This is a genomic window from Bacteroides sp. 1001302B_160321_D4 (genome assembly GCF_015667765.1).
Taxonomy (GTDB): Bacteria; Bacteroidota; Bacteroidia; order Bacteroidales; family Bacteroidaceae; genus Bacteroides; species Bacteroides xylanisolvens.
Genome location: NZ_JADPLO010000095.1, coordinates 1 through 17000 on the forward strand (window position 1 = coordinate 1; position 17000 = coordinate 17000).

Consider the following 17000-nt stretch of genomic DNA (forward strand, 5'->3'; position numbering starts at 1 on the left):
AGGGCTGTCGGACTTCTAATAGTCCGGCAGCCCATTTTTTTACATTTACTTCTGTTATTACTTCTTCGAAAATAGTGACGGTATATGCCCGGGATAGTGACGGTATCGGACCAAGATAGCGTCACTATTTGTCTTGGATACCGTCACTATCTTACTTTTATTAAATTATACTCCGTAGTATTTTTAGTTATTCTCTGTTTTATAGGTGATTACAAAAATCTATTCCATACGTCTACTATGTAAATCGTATGCAATAAAATAAAAAATGAGAAGAAATTTATTTAAACATATCCTTTGGATATTGATACTTGCAGAGTGTTTTCCTCTATTGGCAATTGCCGGATCGCAGCAAAAGGAACAACGTTATAAAATAGCCGTATGTGACTGGATGATTCTGAAACGTCAGAAAATCGGTTCATTCCAATTGGTACATAAATTGAATGGTGACGGTGTAGAATTGGATATGGGTGGCCTTGGCAAGAGGGAAATGTTTGATAATAAATTGCGCAAGCCCCATTTCCAGCAATTATTTCGTGAAACTGCTCAAAAATATCAATTAGAAGTTTCTTCTATTGCTATGTCCGGTTTCTATGGACAGTCTTTTCTGGAACGAGCTAATTATAAAGATTTAGTTCAGGATTGCCTTCATGCCATGAAAGTGATGAATGCCAAAGTAGCCTTTCTTCCTTTGGGAGGAATCAAAGCCGGATGGGAAAAGATTCCGGCACTACGGACAGAAGTTGTAAAACGCTTGAAGGAGGTAGGAGATATGGCAGCTTCTGAAGGAGTGGTGATTGGTATTGAAACTCAACTGGATGCAAAAGGAGATGTGAAACTACTGAAAGAAATTAATTCTCCCGGAATCAAGATTTATTTTAAATTTCAAAATGCATTGGAGAATGGAAGGGATTTGTGCAAGGAGTTGAAGATTCTGGGGAAAAAGAGGATTTGCCAGATTCACTGTACGGACACAGATGGAGTGACTTTACCTTATAATGAACGATTGGACATGAATAAGGTGAAAAAGACACTGGATAAGATGGGATGGAGTGGATGGCTGGTGGTAGAACGTTCGCGTGACAAGAATGACGTGCGGAACGTGAAAAAGAATTATGGTACGAATATTAAGTATTTGAAAGAGGTGTTTCAACAGAGATAGGAGGATATTATGATATAGTTAAGAGAGAAAAAAGTGCAAAATCTATTTTTTTATTCTTTTAAGTGATTACATATTTTTTGATTGTACGTCTTTCCTTAAAAGAACTTTTAGATTTTGAAGATATAATATATTATTTTTGTTTAAATTAAAATTTAATCTATGAAGAGTAAGATGAAGATTAAAATGAAAGTTGTCGGGAGCATAGCTTGTTTATCGATGATTTTATTTATGGGCTCTTGTGCTGGAGATGGTTTTGATGAAGAAACCTTCTCCGGTGGCGTGACGAATACGCAATTGGATTCGCCGAAAGCATCGGATGTGGCTTTTGAAAAACTGGCTACAACTGAAAATAATGTAAAAGTTACTTGGTCTGTTGTTATGGGGGCAGGTGGTTATAAATTTTCTATGTACATTGTAGATGACCCTGATCATCCTGTAGCTGTAGTGAAGGACAGTATTGTAGACGGGACGGCTGTAGTATGTCCTTGGGTAGAAGATACGAACTATAAGGTTGAGATTGCAGCATTGGGGAATGAAAAGTTGAATAATACAGCTTCCGTTTCCGCCACTGAAATCAGTTGGTCTACACTTGTTGCCGCAACGCTTGTTCCTAATGGTACAGACTTGACTACATATTTTGCTGAACATCCGGTGACTACGGGAAAAGATACAGAAGTTGCTTTCGAACTGGAAGCAGGAGGGACGTATTATATTTCAGGAGATTTGAACTTTGGCGTAAATAATGTACAGTTGCGCGGAAATAAAACACGCGGGAATGCGAATGTGAAATTCACTGCTCCGGCTTCTATTATTACTTGTGGTGGAGGATTAGCCTTGAAGTTTATCAACTTTGATTGTGATGTAGTGACAGATGGGGCTTTTTTAAAGTTTGGTGATGTTCCGGAAGAGATATTGGATACAAAGAGAACCGATCATGGAAAAGTAACTAATCCTATGGTTATTCAATCTTGCAATATCAAGGCTGTTAGAAAATACTTAGTTCACATTAACGGAAAGAAGTATGGTATTCAAAATTTTGCAATCAGAAATTGTGTAATAGATTGCTATCAAGCTGCTGACCTGATAAACTTTAACTCTAGCAGTTCGATTGTGAAAGACTTCGAAATAAGTAACTCTACGATTTATAGTCATAACCAAAACGGTTCTCGTTTTTTACGTTATGGAGGTGGACAAACAACCAGTTATGATGGTTGGTCAAGAGGATCGATGACATTTATAAGCAATACATTCTATAATCTCTCCTATTCCGGACAGAGTTTTAATGGCAATGGTTGGTCACAGACACATAATGAGGTAATTTCAAAGAACAATTTGTTTATTGACTCATTTTCGGGAAATTTCAATCGTCGTATAAGAATGCAGGGTACAAAGGTAGCTGCAACTTTTGAAAATAACTGTTATTGGTACAATGGCGCATTGCCACTGGATGAGACTTCAAATCGTGCGGATGGTGATAAGAGCAATTCTGCTTATGGCGTGGATCCGGGATTCGCTGATGCTGCAAACGGTGATTTTACTCCGAGTGCTCCCGAAGTATTTGCTCATGGTAGTGGCGACCCGCGTTGGTTAAATTAAAAAGATAATAAATCTAGAATACGATAAAGATGAAACATAAGAATATATATAGAATCAGTATCAGCCTGCTTCTAGCTTTTGTGATGGCTTTGCCGACAATAGCACAGAATACTAAAACATTCAAAGGAGTTGTGCTGGATGAGACCGAGCAACCTATTATTGGAGCTGCCATAAAGGTTGTAGGAACAACAGTGGGAACAATAACGGATTTAGATGGAAATTTCACATTGAATGTTCCTGATGGTAAGGAAGTGGAAATCTCTTATATAGGATATGTACCACAACGTTTTTCTGCTCCATTCAAATTGACAAAGATCATCTTGAAGGAAGATACGCAGCAATTGGATGAAGTTGTAGTTGTGGGTTATGGTACGCAGAAGAAAGCGCATTTGACTGGTGCTATCGCCACTGTTCCCGTTGATGATATTCAGGATATTTCAAGTGGAAGTTTGGCCAGTACATTGAGCGGTTTGGCAAATGGTATCTCTGTAAACGGAGGTGATACTCGTCCGGGACAAAACGCTACGATTACTATTCGTCAGAATGGTGAGTTGGAAGAAATGGGAGGTACCAACCTGCAGCCATTGTATGTTATTGATGGTTACATTTATCCTACGGAAGTAAAAGTGGGAAGTACTTATACTAATTTGGGTGCGGAAGCGTTTAACAACTTAGATCCATCAGTTGTGGAAAGTATTTCTATCTTGAAGGATGCTTCTGCAGCAGTTTACGGTGCTCGTGCAGCAAATGGTGTTATTCTGGTAACCACAAAAAAGGGAAAGTTAGGTGCGCCTAAAATTTCATATAATGGAACATTTGGTATTACAGATGAAGTATCTCGTCCTAAGATGTTGAATGCGTATGAGTATGGCAAGTTATGGAATGCAGTACGTATGGCTGACCCGACGGAGACAAGTATTGATCCGTTAAGAGCTATTTTTCAGCAGGATGAGTTGAATGCCATGAAAAGTTTGCACTATGATTTACTGGATAAATATTGGGAATCCGCATTGACGCAGCAGCATAGTGTAAACCTGAGCGGTGCTACTGAAAAAGCCAGTTATTTTGCCGGAATTTCTTATTTTGATCAGGATGGTAACTTAGGTAAGTTGGATTACAATCGTTGGAATTACCGTGCTGGTGTAGATGTGAAAATCAGCAAGTGGATAAAAGCGAATGTACAGGTCTCCGGTGATTATGGAAAGAAAAATACTCCTCTGAATCAGGTCGGAGGTTCGTCTGCAGAGAAAGATTACAATACGCTGTTGACACATCCTTATTATATTCCCGAATATGTGGGTGAATATGCGGTAGCTGCTTACGGTCCTACTAATTCATCGGTAAGTAATATTCAGAATTACAATTTCAATGTACTTCAGAATAATGGCGACTATAAACGAAACATGACATCAAACATGAATATTAATGCCGGGTTGGAATACGATTTCGGATGGAATAAATGGTTGAAAGGACTGAAATTGAAGTTTACTTATTCGAAGAGTGTCAATACGAATAAGACAAATGATTATGGTACTTCTTATAATCTTTATTATTTGGAGACTCGTTCTGGTAGTGGAGAACATTTGTATACTCCAATTGAAGGAGCGGATAACAGTGCATTTGAAAATACTAGTTTTTATTTGGCAAATAGTGGAAAACCGGTGGTTAACTCCAGTACAAGTGATATTACTGGATATTTGTCTCGTTCCATGACTCGTTCGGATAACTATCAGATGAACTTTACTGCAGCATATAATAGGGATTTCGGACTACATTCTGTAGGAGGTTTATTCTCCATTGAAAAGTCTGAATCAGAAACAGAATATTTGTACGGTATGGTTACTAACCCATACGAATTTACGACAGGACAATCTAATTCGGTAGACTGGAATAGTACTCCTAGTACAGAATTCACTCGTTTTGAGTCGGGTAATTTATCTTATATCGGTCGTTTGAATTATTCTTATGATAACAAATATTTACTGGAGTTCCTGCTTCGTTCGGATTCTTCCACCAAGTTTGCTCCTGAAAATTATTGGGGATTTTTCCCGTCAGTATCTGCTGGTTGGGTGGTTTCACAAGAAGAATGGTTTACTAAGAACGTTACATGGATTGATTACTTAAAGTTGCGTGCATCTTTTGGTTTGACCGGTCGTGATAATACAACAGCATGGCAATGGTTGCAGACTTACGGAACAGATAAGGATAAAGGGCCAGTATTTGGCACTAGTACAGAGGCCAATGCCGGTAGTCACCTCACAATGAATAAAAACAATGCAGCAATCAATCGGGATGCTCATTGGGATAAATCTTATAAAGGTAATTTGGGGCTTGATTTCAATGTTCTCGATAATCGTTTATCATTCAATATTGACGCTTACTATGAATGGAACCGTGAGATGTTGCTTAGTTATAATGCCTCTGTTCCATCTACAGTGGGAGCTAATTCTGCGAAAGTGAATTATGGAGAATTGAATACTTATGGTGTTGAACTGTCTGCTACATGGAGAGACAAGATAGGTAAGGATTTTAAGTATAAAATTCAGTTGAACACCGGGTATAGTGATAATGAGATTTTGGTAAGAGACTGGGATCAGAAGCCTACTTATAAGAGCTATAAGAAGGGTGATCGTTTGGATCAAGGCATCTGGGGTATGCAGTGTATCGGTATGTTCCGCAGCTATCAGGATATTGACGAGTATTTTGCCAAGTACAATATTACTTCCTATATGGGTAACGTTAAAGAAGATGTAAAACCGGGTATGTTGATTTATAAAGACGTGCGTGGAGCCAGACAAGATGATGGTACATACGCCGGACCGGATGGTGTGGTTAGCTCTGAAGATGACCAAGTACGGTTATCTAATCGAAGCAATCCTTACAGCATGACAATGAACCTGAACGCAGAATGGAAGGGGCTTTCTTTGACAGCTCAGTTTAATGCGAGCTGGGGTGGTTATAGTTTCTTGCCTGATGATGCAATTTCTTTAGGAAACCAAGGAACATCGGCTAATAAGTATAATGATTTGGAATATGCAAATATGCCTTCGTTCTGGACTACAGACAATATGTTTGTGTATAACGACGTAGTAGATGCAGCAGGTAATGTAGTGGTGAAAGCCAATCGCAATGGAAAATATCCGAACTTGAGATGGGGCAGCGTGAATGCAGTAACTTCTTCTTTCTGGAGAGTAAGCGGAACACGTGTCAAACTGAATCGCGTTACATTAGCTTACCGTATACCGTCAAAATATACAAAAATGATAGGTATCGAAAGTTGCCGTTTTAACATTACAGGACAGAATCTATTAAGTTTCTATAATCCTTATCCGGATAATTTTATTGATCCGATGACTACTTATGGGAATTATCCTACCCTGCGTAAATTCACGATTGGTGTTAATTTAACATTCTAAAAGAACAGTAAAATGAAAAGAAAAAATATATTCCGTATCAGCGTAGCTTTTTGGGCGATGACTGCGTTTACTTCTTGTAGCGACCAGTTCATGCAAGACAAGCAGAACTTTGATAGCACTACTGCCGATGCTTATAATTATTGGAGTGGTGCACTAGGACGTGTAGCAGATGTTTATAGAGTATGTCTGCCAGATCCTAAGGCTACTCCCAGTTCAATGTATAACAGTACCGGTTTAGCAGACGACCAATCTAAGTCGACTGAAGAATATAGTGGATTCAGCGCTTTTGTCGATCCACTCAAGCCGTTAACTTATCAAACCGGAAATAATCCTGTACCTGATTACTTTGAAGGAACGAAAGGTGATCCTATAACTTCCGCTTATGGACGTATTCGTAATATTAATGATGTCATTGCAGGCATTGAAGGAAGCACGCTTTCTCAGGAAGAAAAGAATGAGTTGTTGGGGCAGGTTTACTTTTTTCGTGCATGGTGCTATTATAATTTGGTGAAATGGTATGGTGGTGTGCCCATCATTACGGAAGTACAGGAACCTGTTGAAAGTTCTGTTGTTCCCCGTTCTTCCGCAAAGGATTGTTTCAAATTTATTTGTGATGATTTGGAGAGAGCTGAAACATTGTTAGCACCTTTTACGGGAGCCGGACAATGGATGTCGGGTGATAATTACGGTCGTGTTACTTCCGGTACAGCAGTGGCTTTGTTGGGTCGGGTACGTGTACTATATGCCAGTCCGCTATTTAATCGCTCCAATGATTTGTCCCGTTGGACACAGGCTTACAATGATATAAAAAGATCTATTGACGTGCTGGCGGCTGCCGGATATGGTTTGGCTAATGAAAGTAATCCCGGTGTGAACGCTTCCGGTTGGGCTAGTCTTTTTACTGAAGTGCCGAGTCAAGAAGCTGTATTTGTAACGCTCCACAACACGCTGACGGAAGGAGTTCCTGATTATCGTAAAAATAATACGTGGGAAAATGGCATCCGGCCGTACAATGCTAGAGGAGGAGGTGGCAAAACACCTTCCGCCATGTTGGTAGATATGTTTCCTATGTCTGACGGCAAGATACCTGCAACTTGTGAAACATACAATACGTTAACTAAATCAGATATACCTTATTATCGCGAATTTCCTTTCGTCGATCGTGATCCGCGCTTCTATCGTACATTCGCTTTCCCGGGAGTTCGTTGGTCGTTTGTCGGTAATCCTACGACACAAGGGAACCGATACCCGCACAATGGTCCTGATTATGAACTTTGGAACTATACCTGGTATACGGATGCAGCTTATGTAGATGATATTGAAGCCAATAGCAGTGTGACCTATGGCGCTGATGGTCTCCTTAATGATGTAAAAGGTTTTTATGTACGTAAACGCTCTGATGACAGAGATGTGAATGCTATTGCCCGTTATGTCTATGATGAAAAGTCCGGGGGATTCACACGTTCTGCCGCGCCGTATATGGAGATTAGATATGCGGAAGTATTACTTAATTATGCAGAAGCAGCATGTAATGCGGGTGAGATGGGAGTTGCCGTTGATCAATTACAAAAAATCCGTGCTCGTGTTGGTTATAAAGCTGAAAATAATTATGGATTGGAAGCAGGTTTGGACGGTGACCAAGCTAAATGTATGGCAGCTATCATGTATGAACGTCAAATTGAATTGGCATACGAAGGAAAACGTTTCGATGATATGCGTCGCTGGATGTTGTTTGATGGCGGCATAGAACTTCCTGAAGGTGCGCCTGCTACTTGGAAACTGACTGGCTGGGGTGGAAACACATGTACATATCTTGGTTTTAAGCCACTCAACGGACAACGTCGCGAGAATTTTGAATTCCGTACAACTGTAAACGGTGGCATTGGTGGAACAAATGTTGACGACGATCCGTTAGTAAAAGCTGGAATTACCCGTCCGGCTGCAATGGATTTGAGAAAGGATCTTGCCAGCGAACAGGATAGGCTGAAAGAATTTTATTCAAATTATTTGACCCGTAAGACAAAGAAAGGCGATTCTTATGATGATAGCCATTCTCCATTGTATATCGCGTTCCTTCCAAGGTATTATATCCTTGGTTTCCATCAAGGTATCCAGGGTAATAATAGTACATTGCTGCAAACCATCGGCTGGGGAGATTACAACAACGGTGGCGCAAACGGTACTTTTGACCCGCTGGCTGAATAAAAAACTCAACTTCCTTCGATAAGAACCTTGCATTTCGGTGCAGGGATAATTACATCGGAGATGAATCACAGGATGCTTCGGCATCGAAAACCATAGAAATTCACCGGTTCCTCCCTCTTTTCTTTGAGAAGACGGCAGGAATTGGTGAATTTTTGTTCGTTAAATCAGCTGATTTTAGTTATCTTTGCCTTCGCAAACTTCTCAAAACGCTTCCCCAAGCCTGCTGAATGCCTGCAAACTTCCAGAAACGCTTTCCCAAGCTTGTAAAATGCCGGAAAACTTTTTAAATCGCTTTTGCAAGCTTGAAAAACGCCTGCAAATTTTAAAAAATGCTTTCACAGGTATGCAAAACGTCCACGAATTTACAGCAACCATTTCGCGGGCTTGTCCGGACTTCGAATTTTTCAGAGATAGATAGAACAAGTATGAATCCCGAAAGAAAAAATTATGGGAAGTTATCAAAAAGCAGACGGTATCACACTGTCACAACTGAACAACACTGAGTACACCAATTTCATGAATCGTGTGCTGACACTCCTCACCGCAGGAAGTATTTCCAAACTGACAGTAACAAACATCGTGAACAGCATCAAGCCGAAGTTGGTACAAATGGAAGACCTAGTGAACCGTTCCACGGCCAACGCCGAAACAAAGGATTTACTGAAACTGGATGCCGAACGCGATTCGTATGTCAGTTATTTGTTGGCTACTGTCCGTGCGGCCAAAAACTCACCGTTGGCAGCGCAACGAGATGCATATAATACCTTGGAAATCACGGTGCGCCCTTATACCGGACTGGCACGCATGCGCAATATGGAGGAAACGGCAGCCATCAGCGGACTACTGCTTGATTTCCGCAAGGAAGCCGTGAAAACCGCCGTTACGGCACTCAATTTGGATGCCATATTAACGGCACTCGAAACCGCCAATAAAAACTATTCGGCACTGACAGACGCCCGTTCCGTTACTCGTACAGCAGAATCGGTTGCGGACTCAAAGACTGTGCGTGCGCAGCTTGATTCACTCTACGATGACTTGGTGATGCACATAACCGCTGTCAATATACTGACTCCCTCCATAACGGAAGCTTCAGCGTTTCTTACTGCTCTCAACCAAGTCATAGCCGAAACAAAAGCTGCTTATAATCGTCGTAAAGGTATTACGGCTCCCTCAAAGCCTTCCGGAGGCAACGGAACGATAACGCCTGGTGAAGGTGAAACTCCCGCTCCTGATGAAGGCGGTGGAGTAACTCCTCCTTCCGGTGGCAGCGACAGTGGCGAAGCTCCCGATCCGGCTCTCTGACGGCAGTCAATAGAAGAGAAAATGTGAAAAGAGGGAATCTTAAGATTCCCTCTTTTCTTTTACACCAAGCTATTCCGGTTATTCGGATTTCGTGTGTGACACATTCCTTCCTTCGTCGTTTTTTCTTCCGATAGAGAAATGACCGGCAGAAAAAGACACTTTTCAGCAAAGTGATTCTCGATAGTACTACACGGACCATTGGAGACTGGAAAGTCGTTTCTCTCCCCCGCATTTGATAAAAGATCATCATCACTGATTACAAATCTTTTCTTCTTTCGTCTTATTATTGTATTTTTGAATTAACAACTTCACAAAACCAAATAAAAATGAAGAAGAAACAGGTACTTTTAGCAGTTTTTGCTGCAACAATGTTGACTCCGACCGTTGCATGGGCGCAATACCCACAAATATCTGGCGAAGCCAAAGAAAACTATACAAAAATGATGACTGAAGAGCGGAAACGCTCTGATGAAGCATGGGCAAAAGCGTTGCCGATAGTACAAAAAGAAGCTAGAGAAGGACGTCCATATATTCCTTGGGCTGGTCGTCCGTACGATTTGCCACAGGCTGATATCCCTTCATTCCCAGGTGCTGAAGGTGGTGGTATGTACAGTTTTGGTGGTCGTGGAGGTAAAGTGATAACTGTCACAAATCTGAATGATCGTGGACCGGGTTCTTTCCGTGAAGCATGTGAAACTGGTGGTGCACGTATTATCGTTTTTAATGTTGCTGGTATCATCCGTCTGGAATCTCCGATTATCGTCCGTGCTCCTTACGTAACTATTGCCGGACAAACAGCTCCGGGAGACGGTGTTTGTATTGCTGGAGAATCATTTTGGGTAGATACACATGATGTGGTGGTACGTCACATGCGTTTCCGTCGTGGAGAAACGAAAGTATGGCATCGTGATGACTCTTTCGGAGGTAATCCTGTTGGTAATATAATGATCGACCACTGCTCCTGTACATGGGGATTGGATGAGAACATTTCTTTCTATCGCCACATGTACGACCCGAGTGAAGGACAATATGAAAGCAAAGACTTGAAACTTCCTACTGTAAACGTAACTATTCAAAATACTATCTCGGCAAAAGCGTTGGATACATACAATCATGCGTTTGGTAGCACGTTAGGTGGTGAGAACTGTGCATTTGCCCGTAACCTTTGGGCTAGTAACTCCGGACGTAATCCTTCTATCGGCTGGAATGGTATATTCAATTTCGTTAATAATGTAGTATTCAATTGGGTGCACCGTTCTTCCGATGGTGGTGATTATACCGCGATGTTCAATATGATTAACAACTACTACAAACCGGGACCTGCTACTCCTAAGGATTCCAATGTGGGACATCGTATCTTGAAACCGGAAGCAGGACGTAGTAAGCTGGATCATAAAGAATATGGGCGAGTATATGCCGACGGAAATATAATGGAAGGCTATCCTGAAATAACTAAAGATAACTGGAATGGCGGTATTCAGATTGAAACTCAACCAAACACTGACGGATATACTGAATACATGCGTAGCTACCAGCCGTTCGAAATGCCGTATATCAATATCATGGGAGCTAAAGATGCTTATGACTATGTATTGAAACATGTAGGTGCGAATATTCCTTGTCGTGATATTGTTGACGAACGTGTGATTGAAGAAGTAAGAACAGGTATTCCTTATTATGAAAAGAAACTTCCTAAAGACGCTTATGGTGACTTGACAGGTTTGTCTCCTAAGTCAATGGGAGAAGACGGACAGTTCAAGTATCGTCGTTTGCCGAAAGATTCTTATAAGCAGGGTATTATTACTGATGTTCGCCAGATGGGTGGTTATCCTGAATACAAAGGTACTCCTTATGTTGATACAGACAAAGATGGTATGCCGGACGAATGGGAAATTGCTAACGGATTAAATCCGAACGATCCGAGTGATGCCAATAAAGACTGTACTGGTGACGGATATACGAATATTGAAAAATATATCAACGGTATCAGCACAAAGCATAAAGTAGATTGGAGAGATATGAAAAACAACTACGATACATTGGCTGAAAAAGGAAAATTAATGTAATTATGAAAAAGATACTGATACTATCATTGCTTTTTATTTCCGGTTGGATGTCTGCGCAGGCAGTCGACTTAAATAAAGAGAATCGTGATCCTGAATATGTAAAGTCTATTGTCGGCCGATCACAAAAGATCGTTGATAAACTCGGACTTACAGATGCGAAAATAGCCGAAGATGTTCGCAATGTCATAGCCAATCGTTACTTCGAATTAAATGATATTTATGAGGTACGGGATGCGAAAGTCAAGAAAGTAAAAGAATCCGGGTTGACTGGTGAGGCTAAAAATGAAGCTTTGAAAGCTGCGGAAAATGAAAAAGATGCGGCGCTATATCGTTCACATTTCGCTTTTCCTGCCAATTTATCCCTCTTTCTTGATGAAAAGCAAATAGAAGCCGTTAAGGATGGCATGACTTATGGAGTAGTAAAAGTGACTTATGACTCACATCTGGACATGATCCCTACTTTGAAAGAAGAAGAAAAAGCTCAAATCTATGCTTGGTTGATAGAGGCACGTGAATTTGCGTTGGATGCAGAAAATTCGAATAAGAAACATGCTGCTTTCGGAAAATACAAAGGACGTATCAACAACTATCTGGCTAAACGTGGATATGACCTGAAGAAAGAACGAGAGGAATGGTATAAACGTATAAAAGCCCGTGGAGGTTCTATATAATTAAAAAATAAGATACTATAAAAAGAAGTGAAATTCTTTCCCATTGTAAATGGTTAGTTTGTTTGATGGTGGAAAGGGTGGCTCGGAGAGTCGCCCTTTTATCGTATATAAATTTTGAATCTATTGATTCTTCTAGTATATTTGAGTACAAACGGCGCTTTCCATCGTCTCCTCTGTATAAAAGATACAAATATAGAATATAGAAATGAAAAAGTTAAGAAATACATTAGCCGCAATAAGTCTTCTGTTTCTGGCTTCTTGTGGGGGGAACAAAGACTACTACATGTTCACTTCGTTTCATGAACCGGCTGATGAGGGGTTGAGATACTTATATAGTGAGGACGGAATTCACTGGGACAGTATTCCGGGAGTTTGGCTAAAGCCGGAACTGGGACAGCACCAGCTCATGCGGGATCCCTCGATGGTACGTACTCCGGATGGAACCTACCATTTGGTCTGGACTACAAGTTGGAAAGGTGATTTAGGATTTGGCTACGCACATTCCAAAGATCTGATCCATTGGTCGGAACAACAGATGATTCCTGTAATGGCAGACGAACCGACTACTATTAATGTATGGGCTCCGGAAATTTTCTATGACGACGAGAACGATCAGTTTATGGTCGTATGGGCTTCCTGTGTTCCCGGGCGTTTCGAAAAGGGGATAGAAGAAGAGAATAATAATCATCGTTTATACTATATCACTACAAAAGATTTTAAAACCGTCTCGAAAGCAAAACTTTTGTATGATCCGGGATTCAGTACCATTGATGCCGTTATCGTGAAACGGGCAAAGAATGACTATGTAATGGTACTCAAGGATAACACCCGACCGGAACGTAATCTGAAAATCGCTTTTTCCGATTCTATGACCGGTCCTTATTCGCCCGCATCCCAACCTTTCACTGAATCCTTTGTAGAAGGACCGTCTGTAGAGAAAGTGGGAGACGATTATCTAATCTATTTTGATGTATATAAGAAAAAAATATATGGCGCTATGCGTACGAAGGATTTCCGGAACTTTACAGATGTAACAGAAGAGGTAAGCATCCCTGTAGGGCATAAGCATGGAACCATATTTACGGCTCCGGAATCAGTCGTAAAAACATTGCTGGAAGAAAAGAAATAAACCCGGAAACAATTTTAAATCAGAATAAATCATGAACAACTCTGCTAAAATTCTTTTTGTACTGGCTGCCGGTTGGTTGACTACTACAGCCTTTGCACAAGATAGAATTCATTATACAGGAAAAGAATTATCGAACCCTGCTTGTCACGACGGACAACTGTCTCCGGTAGTCGGAGTACATAACATTCAGTTGGTACGTGCCAATCGTGAACATCCCGATGCTTCGAACGGCAATGGATGGACGTATAATCATCAGCCGATGCTGGCTTATTGGAATGGACAGTTTCTCTATCAATACCTGGCAGATCCTTCTGACGAACACGTACCGCCTTCACAGACTTTTCTGATGACATCGAAGGATGGATATCGCTGGACAAATCCGGAAATTGTGTTTCCTCCTTATCAAGTTCCCGATGGATACACCAAAGAGTCTCGTCCGGGTGTGCAGGCCAAAGATCTGATTGCCATTATGCACCAGCGTGTCGGATTCTATGTTTCTAAATCCGGCAAGCTGATTACAATGGGAAATTATGGAGTTGCTTTGGATAAAAAAGATGATCCCAATGATGGAAACGGTATTGGCCGGGTGGTTCGTGAAATAAAGAAAGACGGTTCTTACGGACCGATCTATTTCATTTATTATAATCATGGATTTAATGAAAAGAATACTGATTATCCGTATTTTAAGAAAAGCAAGGATCGTGAGTTTGTGAAGGCTTGCCAGGAAATTCTTGACAATCCGCTGTATATGATGCAGTGGGTGGAAGAAGCCGACCGTGAAGATCCTATTCTCCCGCTGAAGAAAGGATACAAAGCATTCAATTGTTATACATTGCCGGATGGACGTATTGCCAGTCTTTGGAAACATGCGCTTACCTCTATCAGTGAGGATGGCGGACATACTTGGGCAGAGCCTGTGCTTCGTGCAAAAGGTTTCGTTAATAGCAACGCGAAAATTTGGGGACAGCGTTTAAGTGATGGTACATACGCTACTGTATATAATCCGTCGGAATTTCGTTGGCCGCTGGCTATATCTTTGAGTAAAGATGGATTGGAATATACAACATTGAATCTGGTGCATGGTGAAATCACTCCCATGCGTTATGGAGGAAATTATAAATCATACGGTCCTCAATATCCACGTGGTATTCAGGAAGGCAATGGGGTACCTGCCGATGGTGATTTGTGGGTTTCTTACAGTGTGAACAAGGAAGATATGTGGATTTCCCGTATTCCTGTCCCGGTGGAAATAAATGCTTCAGCACATGCGGATGATGATTTCTCTAAAAATAAATCAATTGCGGAACTGACTGACTGGAATATTTATTCTCCGGTTTGGGCTCCTGTTTCTTTGGAGGATCAATGGTTGAAGTTGCAGGATAAAGATCCGTTTGATTATGCCAAAGTGGAACGTAAAATTCCGGCTTCTAAAGAATTGAAAGTATCATTTGATTTGAAAGCCGGCCAGAATAATAAAGGCACACTCCAGATTGAATTTCTGGATGAGAATGGAATAGCCTGTTCTCGTATGGAACTTACTGATGATGGCATTTTCCGATTGAAAGGCGGCTCCCGGTTTGCAAATATGATGAAATATGAAGCAGGAAAGGTTTATCATGTAGAAGCAGTCCTTTCTACTGTTGATCGTAATATTCAAGTATATGTAGATGGCAAGAGAGTAGGGCTGCGTATGTTCTATGCGCCCGTGGCTGCTGTGGAGCGAATCGTATTCCGTACTGGCGTACCTCGTACATTCCCGACTGTAGATACTCCTGCCGACCAGACTTATGATCTGCCGAATGCAGGTGCGCAAGATCCATTGGCTGAATATGGCATTGCCAATGTGAAAACATCTTCTGCAGATAAAGATGCGTCTTCTGCTTTTTTAAAGTATGCTGACTTCAGTCATTATGCAGACTATTTCAACGGTATGGAAGACGAAAATATTGTTCAGGCAATTCCCAATGCAAAGGCTTCGGAATGGATGGAGGAAAATATTCCTTTGTTCGAGTGTCCGCAACATAACTTTGAAGAAATGTATTATTATCGTTGGTGGTCATTGCGTAAGCATATCAAGGAGACTCCTGTTGGCTATGGCATGACCGAGTTTCTCGTTCAGCGTTCTTATTCAGATAAATATAATTTGATTGCCTGTGCAATTGGACATCACATTTATGAAAGCCGTTGGTTGCGTGATCCGAAATATTTGGATCAGATTATTCATACATGGTATCGTGGCAATGATGGCGGTCCGATGAAGAAAATGGATAAGTTCAGCTCATGGAACGCAGATGCTGTTTTGGCTCGTTACATGGTAGATGGTGATAAGGACTATCTGCTGGATATGAAGAAAGATCTGGAAACCGAATATCAGCGTTGGGAACGTACAAACCGTTTGAAGAACGGATTGTATTGGCAGGGTGACGTACAGGATGGTATGGAAGAATCAATCAGTGGCGGGCGGAAGAAGAAATATGCCCGGCCGACAATTAATAGTTATATGTATGGCAATGCCAAAGCACTTTCATGTATGGGAATCCTTTCCGGTGATGAGGGGATGGCTATGAAATATGGCATGAGAGCGGATACTTTGAAAAATCTGGTAGAAAATGAATTGTGGAATACACGTCATCAGTTTTTTGAGACGATGCGTACGGACTCTTCCGCGAATGTGCGTGAAGCAATCGGATATATTCCTTGGTATTTCAACCTGCCGGATACCACCCAAAAGTATGAAATTGCCTGGAAAGAAATTATGGATGAAAAAGGCTTCTCTGCTCCTTATGGATTGACAACTGCAGAACGTCGTCATCCGGAGTTCCGTACACGTGGAGTAGGCAAATGTGAATGGGACGGTGCTATCTGGCCGTTTGCTTCCGCACAGACATTGACAGCAATGGCTAACTTTATGAATAATTATCCGCAGACTGTATTGTCTGACAGTGTATATTTCCGTCAGATGGAATTGTATGTGGAATCACAGTATCATCGTGGTCGTCCCTATATTGGTGAATATTTGGATGAGGTGACCGGTTATTGGCTGAAAGGAGATCAGGAACGTAGCCGTTATTATAACCATTCCACTTTCAACGACCTGATAATTACAGGATCGATCGGGCTTCGTCCGCGTTTGGATAATACGATTGAAGTGAACCCCTTAATTCCTGCTGACAAGTGGGATTGGTTCTGCCTGGATAATGTATTATATCATGGTCATAATCTGACGATTCTTTGGGATAAGAATGGTGATCGCTATCATTGCGGAAAAGGATTGCGCATTTTTGTAGATGGTAAGGAAGTAGGGCAGGCGAATACATTGACAAAAATCGTTTGTGAAAATGCACTTAAATGATAATTTTGCGGAGTGCCCTGAAAGGGTTTAATTATATAGCGTAGGGCAACGCCCTACGTAAAAGCGACAATCTGAATTTGCGCCCTGAAAGGGCATAATTGTAT

9 protein-coding genes are annotated in these 17000 nt (G+C 41.2%); all 9 read left to right on the forward strand.

Going from position 1 to position 17000, the window contains the following annotated elements:
- Positions 1-265: 265 nt before the first annotated feature.
- The 9 genes from KFO40_RS23930 to KFO40_RS23970 all read left to right on the forward strand — a co-directional run bounded on the left by KFO40_RS23930 (position 266) and on the right by KFO40_RS23970 (position 16896).
- Positions 266-1159, forward strand: coding sequence for a sugar phosphate isomerase/epimerase family protein (locus KFO40_RS23930; protein WP_117808909.1), 894 nt, complete (start codon positions 266-268; stop codon positions 1157-1159).
- A 159-nt stretch (positions 1160-1318) separates the two neighbouring features.
- Positions 1319-2755: a DUF4992 family lipoprotein gene (locus KFO40_RS23935; protein WP_008640536.1), complete on the forward strand. Its 1437-nt coding sequence runs from the start codon at positions 1319-1321 to the stop codon at positions 2753-2755.
- 29 nt (positions 2756-2784) lie between these two features.
- Positions 2785-6171, forward strand: coding sequence for a SusC/RagA family TonB-linked outer membrane protein (locus KFO40_RS23940; protein WP_004311797.1), 3387 nt, complete (start codon positions 2785-2787; stop codon positions 6169-6171).
- A gap of 12 nt (positions 6172-6183) precedes the next feature.
- A complete protein-coding gene (locus tag KFO40_RS23945) occupies positions 6184-8376 on the forward strand; it encodes a RagB/SusD family nutrient uptake outer membrane protein (RefSeq protein WP_211146867.1) in 2193 nt (730 codons plus the stop codon).
- A 447-nt stretch (positions 8377-8823) separates the two neighbouring features.
- A complete protein-coding gene (locus KFO40_RS23950; protein WP_211146868.1) occupies positions 8824-9678 on the forward strand; it encodes a DUF6261 family protein in 855 nt (284 codons plus the stop codon).
- Positions 9679-10004: 326 nt separating this feature from the next.
- A complete protein-coding gene (locus tag KFO40_RS23955; protein WP_008770997.1) occupies positions 10005-11744 on the forward strand; it encodes a thrombospondin type 3 repeat-containing protein in 1740 nt (579 codons plus the stop codon).
- 2 nt (positions 11745-11746) lie between these two features.
- Positions 11747-12415 carry a DUF3826 domain-containing protein gene (locus tag KFO40_RS23960; RefSeq protein ID WP_004300481.1) on the forward strand — a complete coding sequence of 223 codons (669 nt, stop codon included), beginning with the start codon at positions 11747-11749 and terminating at the stop codon, positions 12413-12415.
- 205 nt (positions 12416-12620) lie between these two features.
- The gene (locus tag KFO40_RS23965; RefSeq protein WP_004327277.1) at positions 12621-13544 is read left to right on the forward strand and encodes a glycoside hydrolase family 43 protein; all 924 of its coding nucleotides are present in this window, start codon (positions 12621-12623) and stop codon (positions 13542-13544) included.
- A 31-nt stretch (positions 13545-13575) separates the two neighbouring features.
- Positions 13576-16896, forward strand: coding sequence for an MGH1-like glycoside hydrolase domain-containing protein (locus KFO40_RS23970; RefSeq protein ID WP_211146869.1), 3321 nt, complete (start codon positions 13576-13578; stop codon positions 16894-16896).
- Positions 16897-17000: the final 104 nt, after the last annotated feature.

Bases quoted from the DNA above. Each gene is read 5' to 3' on its own strand.
- KFO40_RS23930 (WP_117808909.1), top strand. From the start codon at position 266: ATGAGAAGAAATTTATTTAAACATATCCTTTGGATATTGATACTTGCA.
- KFO40_RS23935 (WP_008640536.1), top strand. From the start codon at position 1,319: ATGAAGAGTAAGATGAAGATTAAAATGAAAGTTGTCGGGAGCATAGCT.
- KFO40_RS23940 (WP_004311797.1), top strand. From the start codon at position 2,785: ATGAAACATAAGAATATATATAGAATCAGTATCAGCCTGCTTCTAGCT.
- KFO40_RS23945 (WP_211146867.1), top strand. From the start codon at position 6,184: ATGAAAAGAAAAAATATATTCCGTATCAGCGTAGCTTTTTGGGCGATG.
- KFO40_RS23950 (WP_211146868.1), top strand. From the start codon at position 8,824: ATGGGAAGTTATCAAAAAGCAGACGGTATCACACTGTCACAACTGAAC.
- KFO40_RS23955 (WP_008770997.1), top strand. From the start codon at position 10,005: ATGAAGAAGAAACAGGTACTTTTAGCAGTTTTTGCTGCAACAATGTTG.
- KFO40_RS23960 (WP_004300481.1), top strand. From the start codon at position 11,747: ATGAAAAAGATACTGATACTATCATTGCTTTTTATTTCCGGTTGGATG.
- KFO40_RS23965 (WP_004327277.1), top strand. From the start codon at position 12,621: ATGAAAAAGTTAAGAAATACATTAGCCGCAATAAGTCTTCTGTTTCTG.
- KFO40_RS23970 (WP_211146869.1), top strand. From the start codon at position 13,576: ATGAACAACTCTGCTAAAATTCTTTTTGTACTGGCTGCCGGTTGGTTG.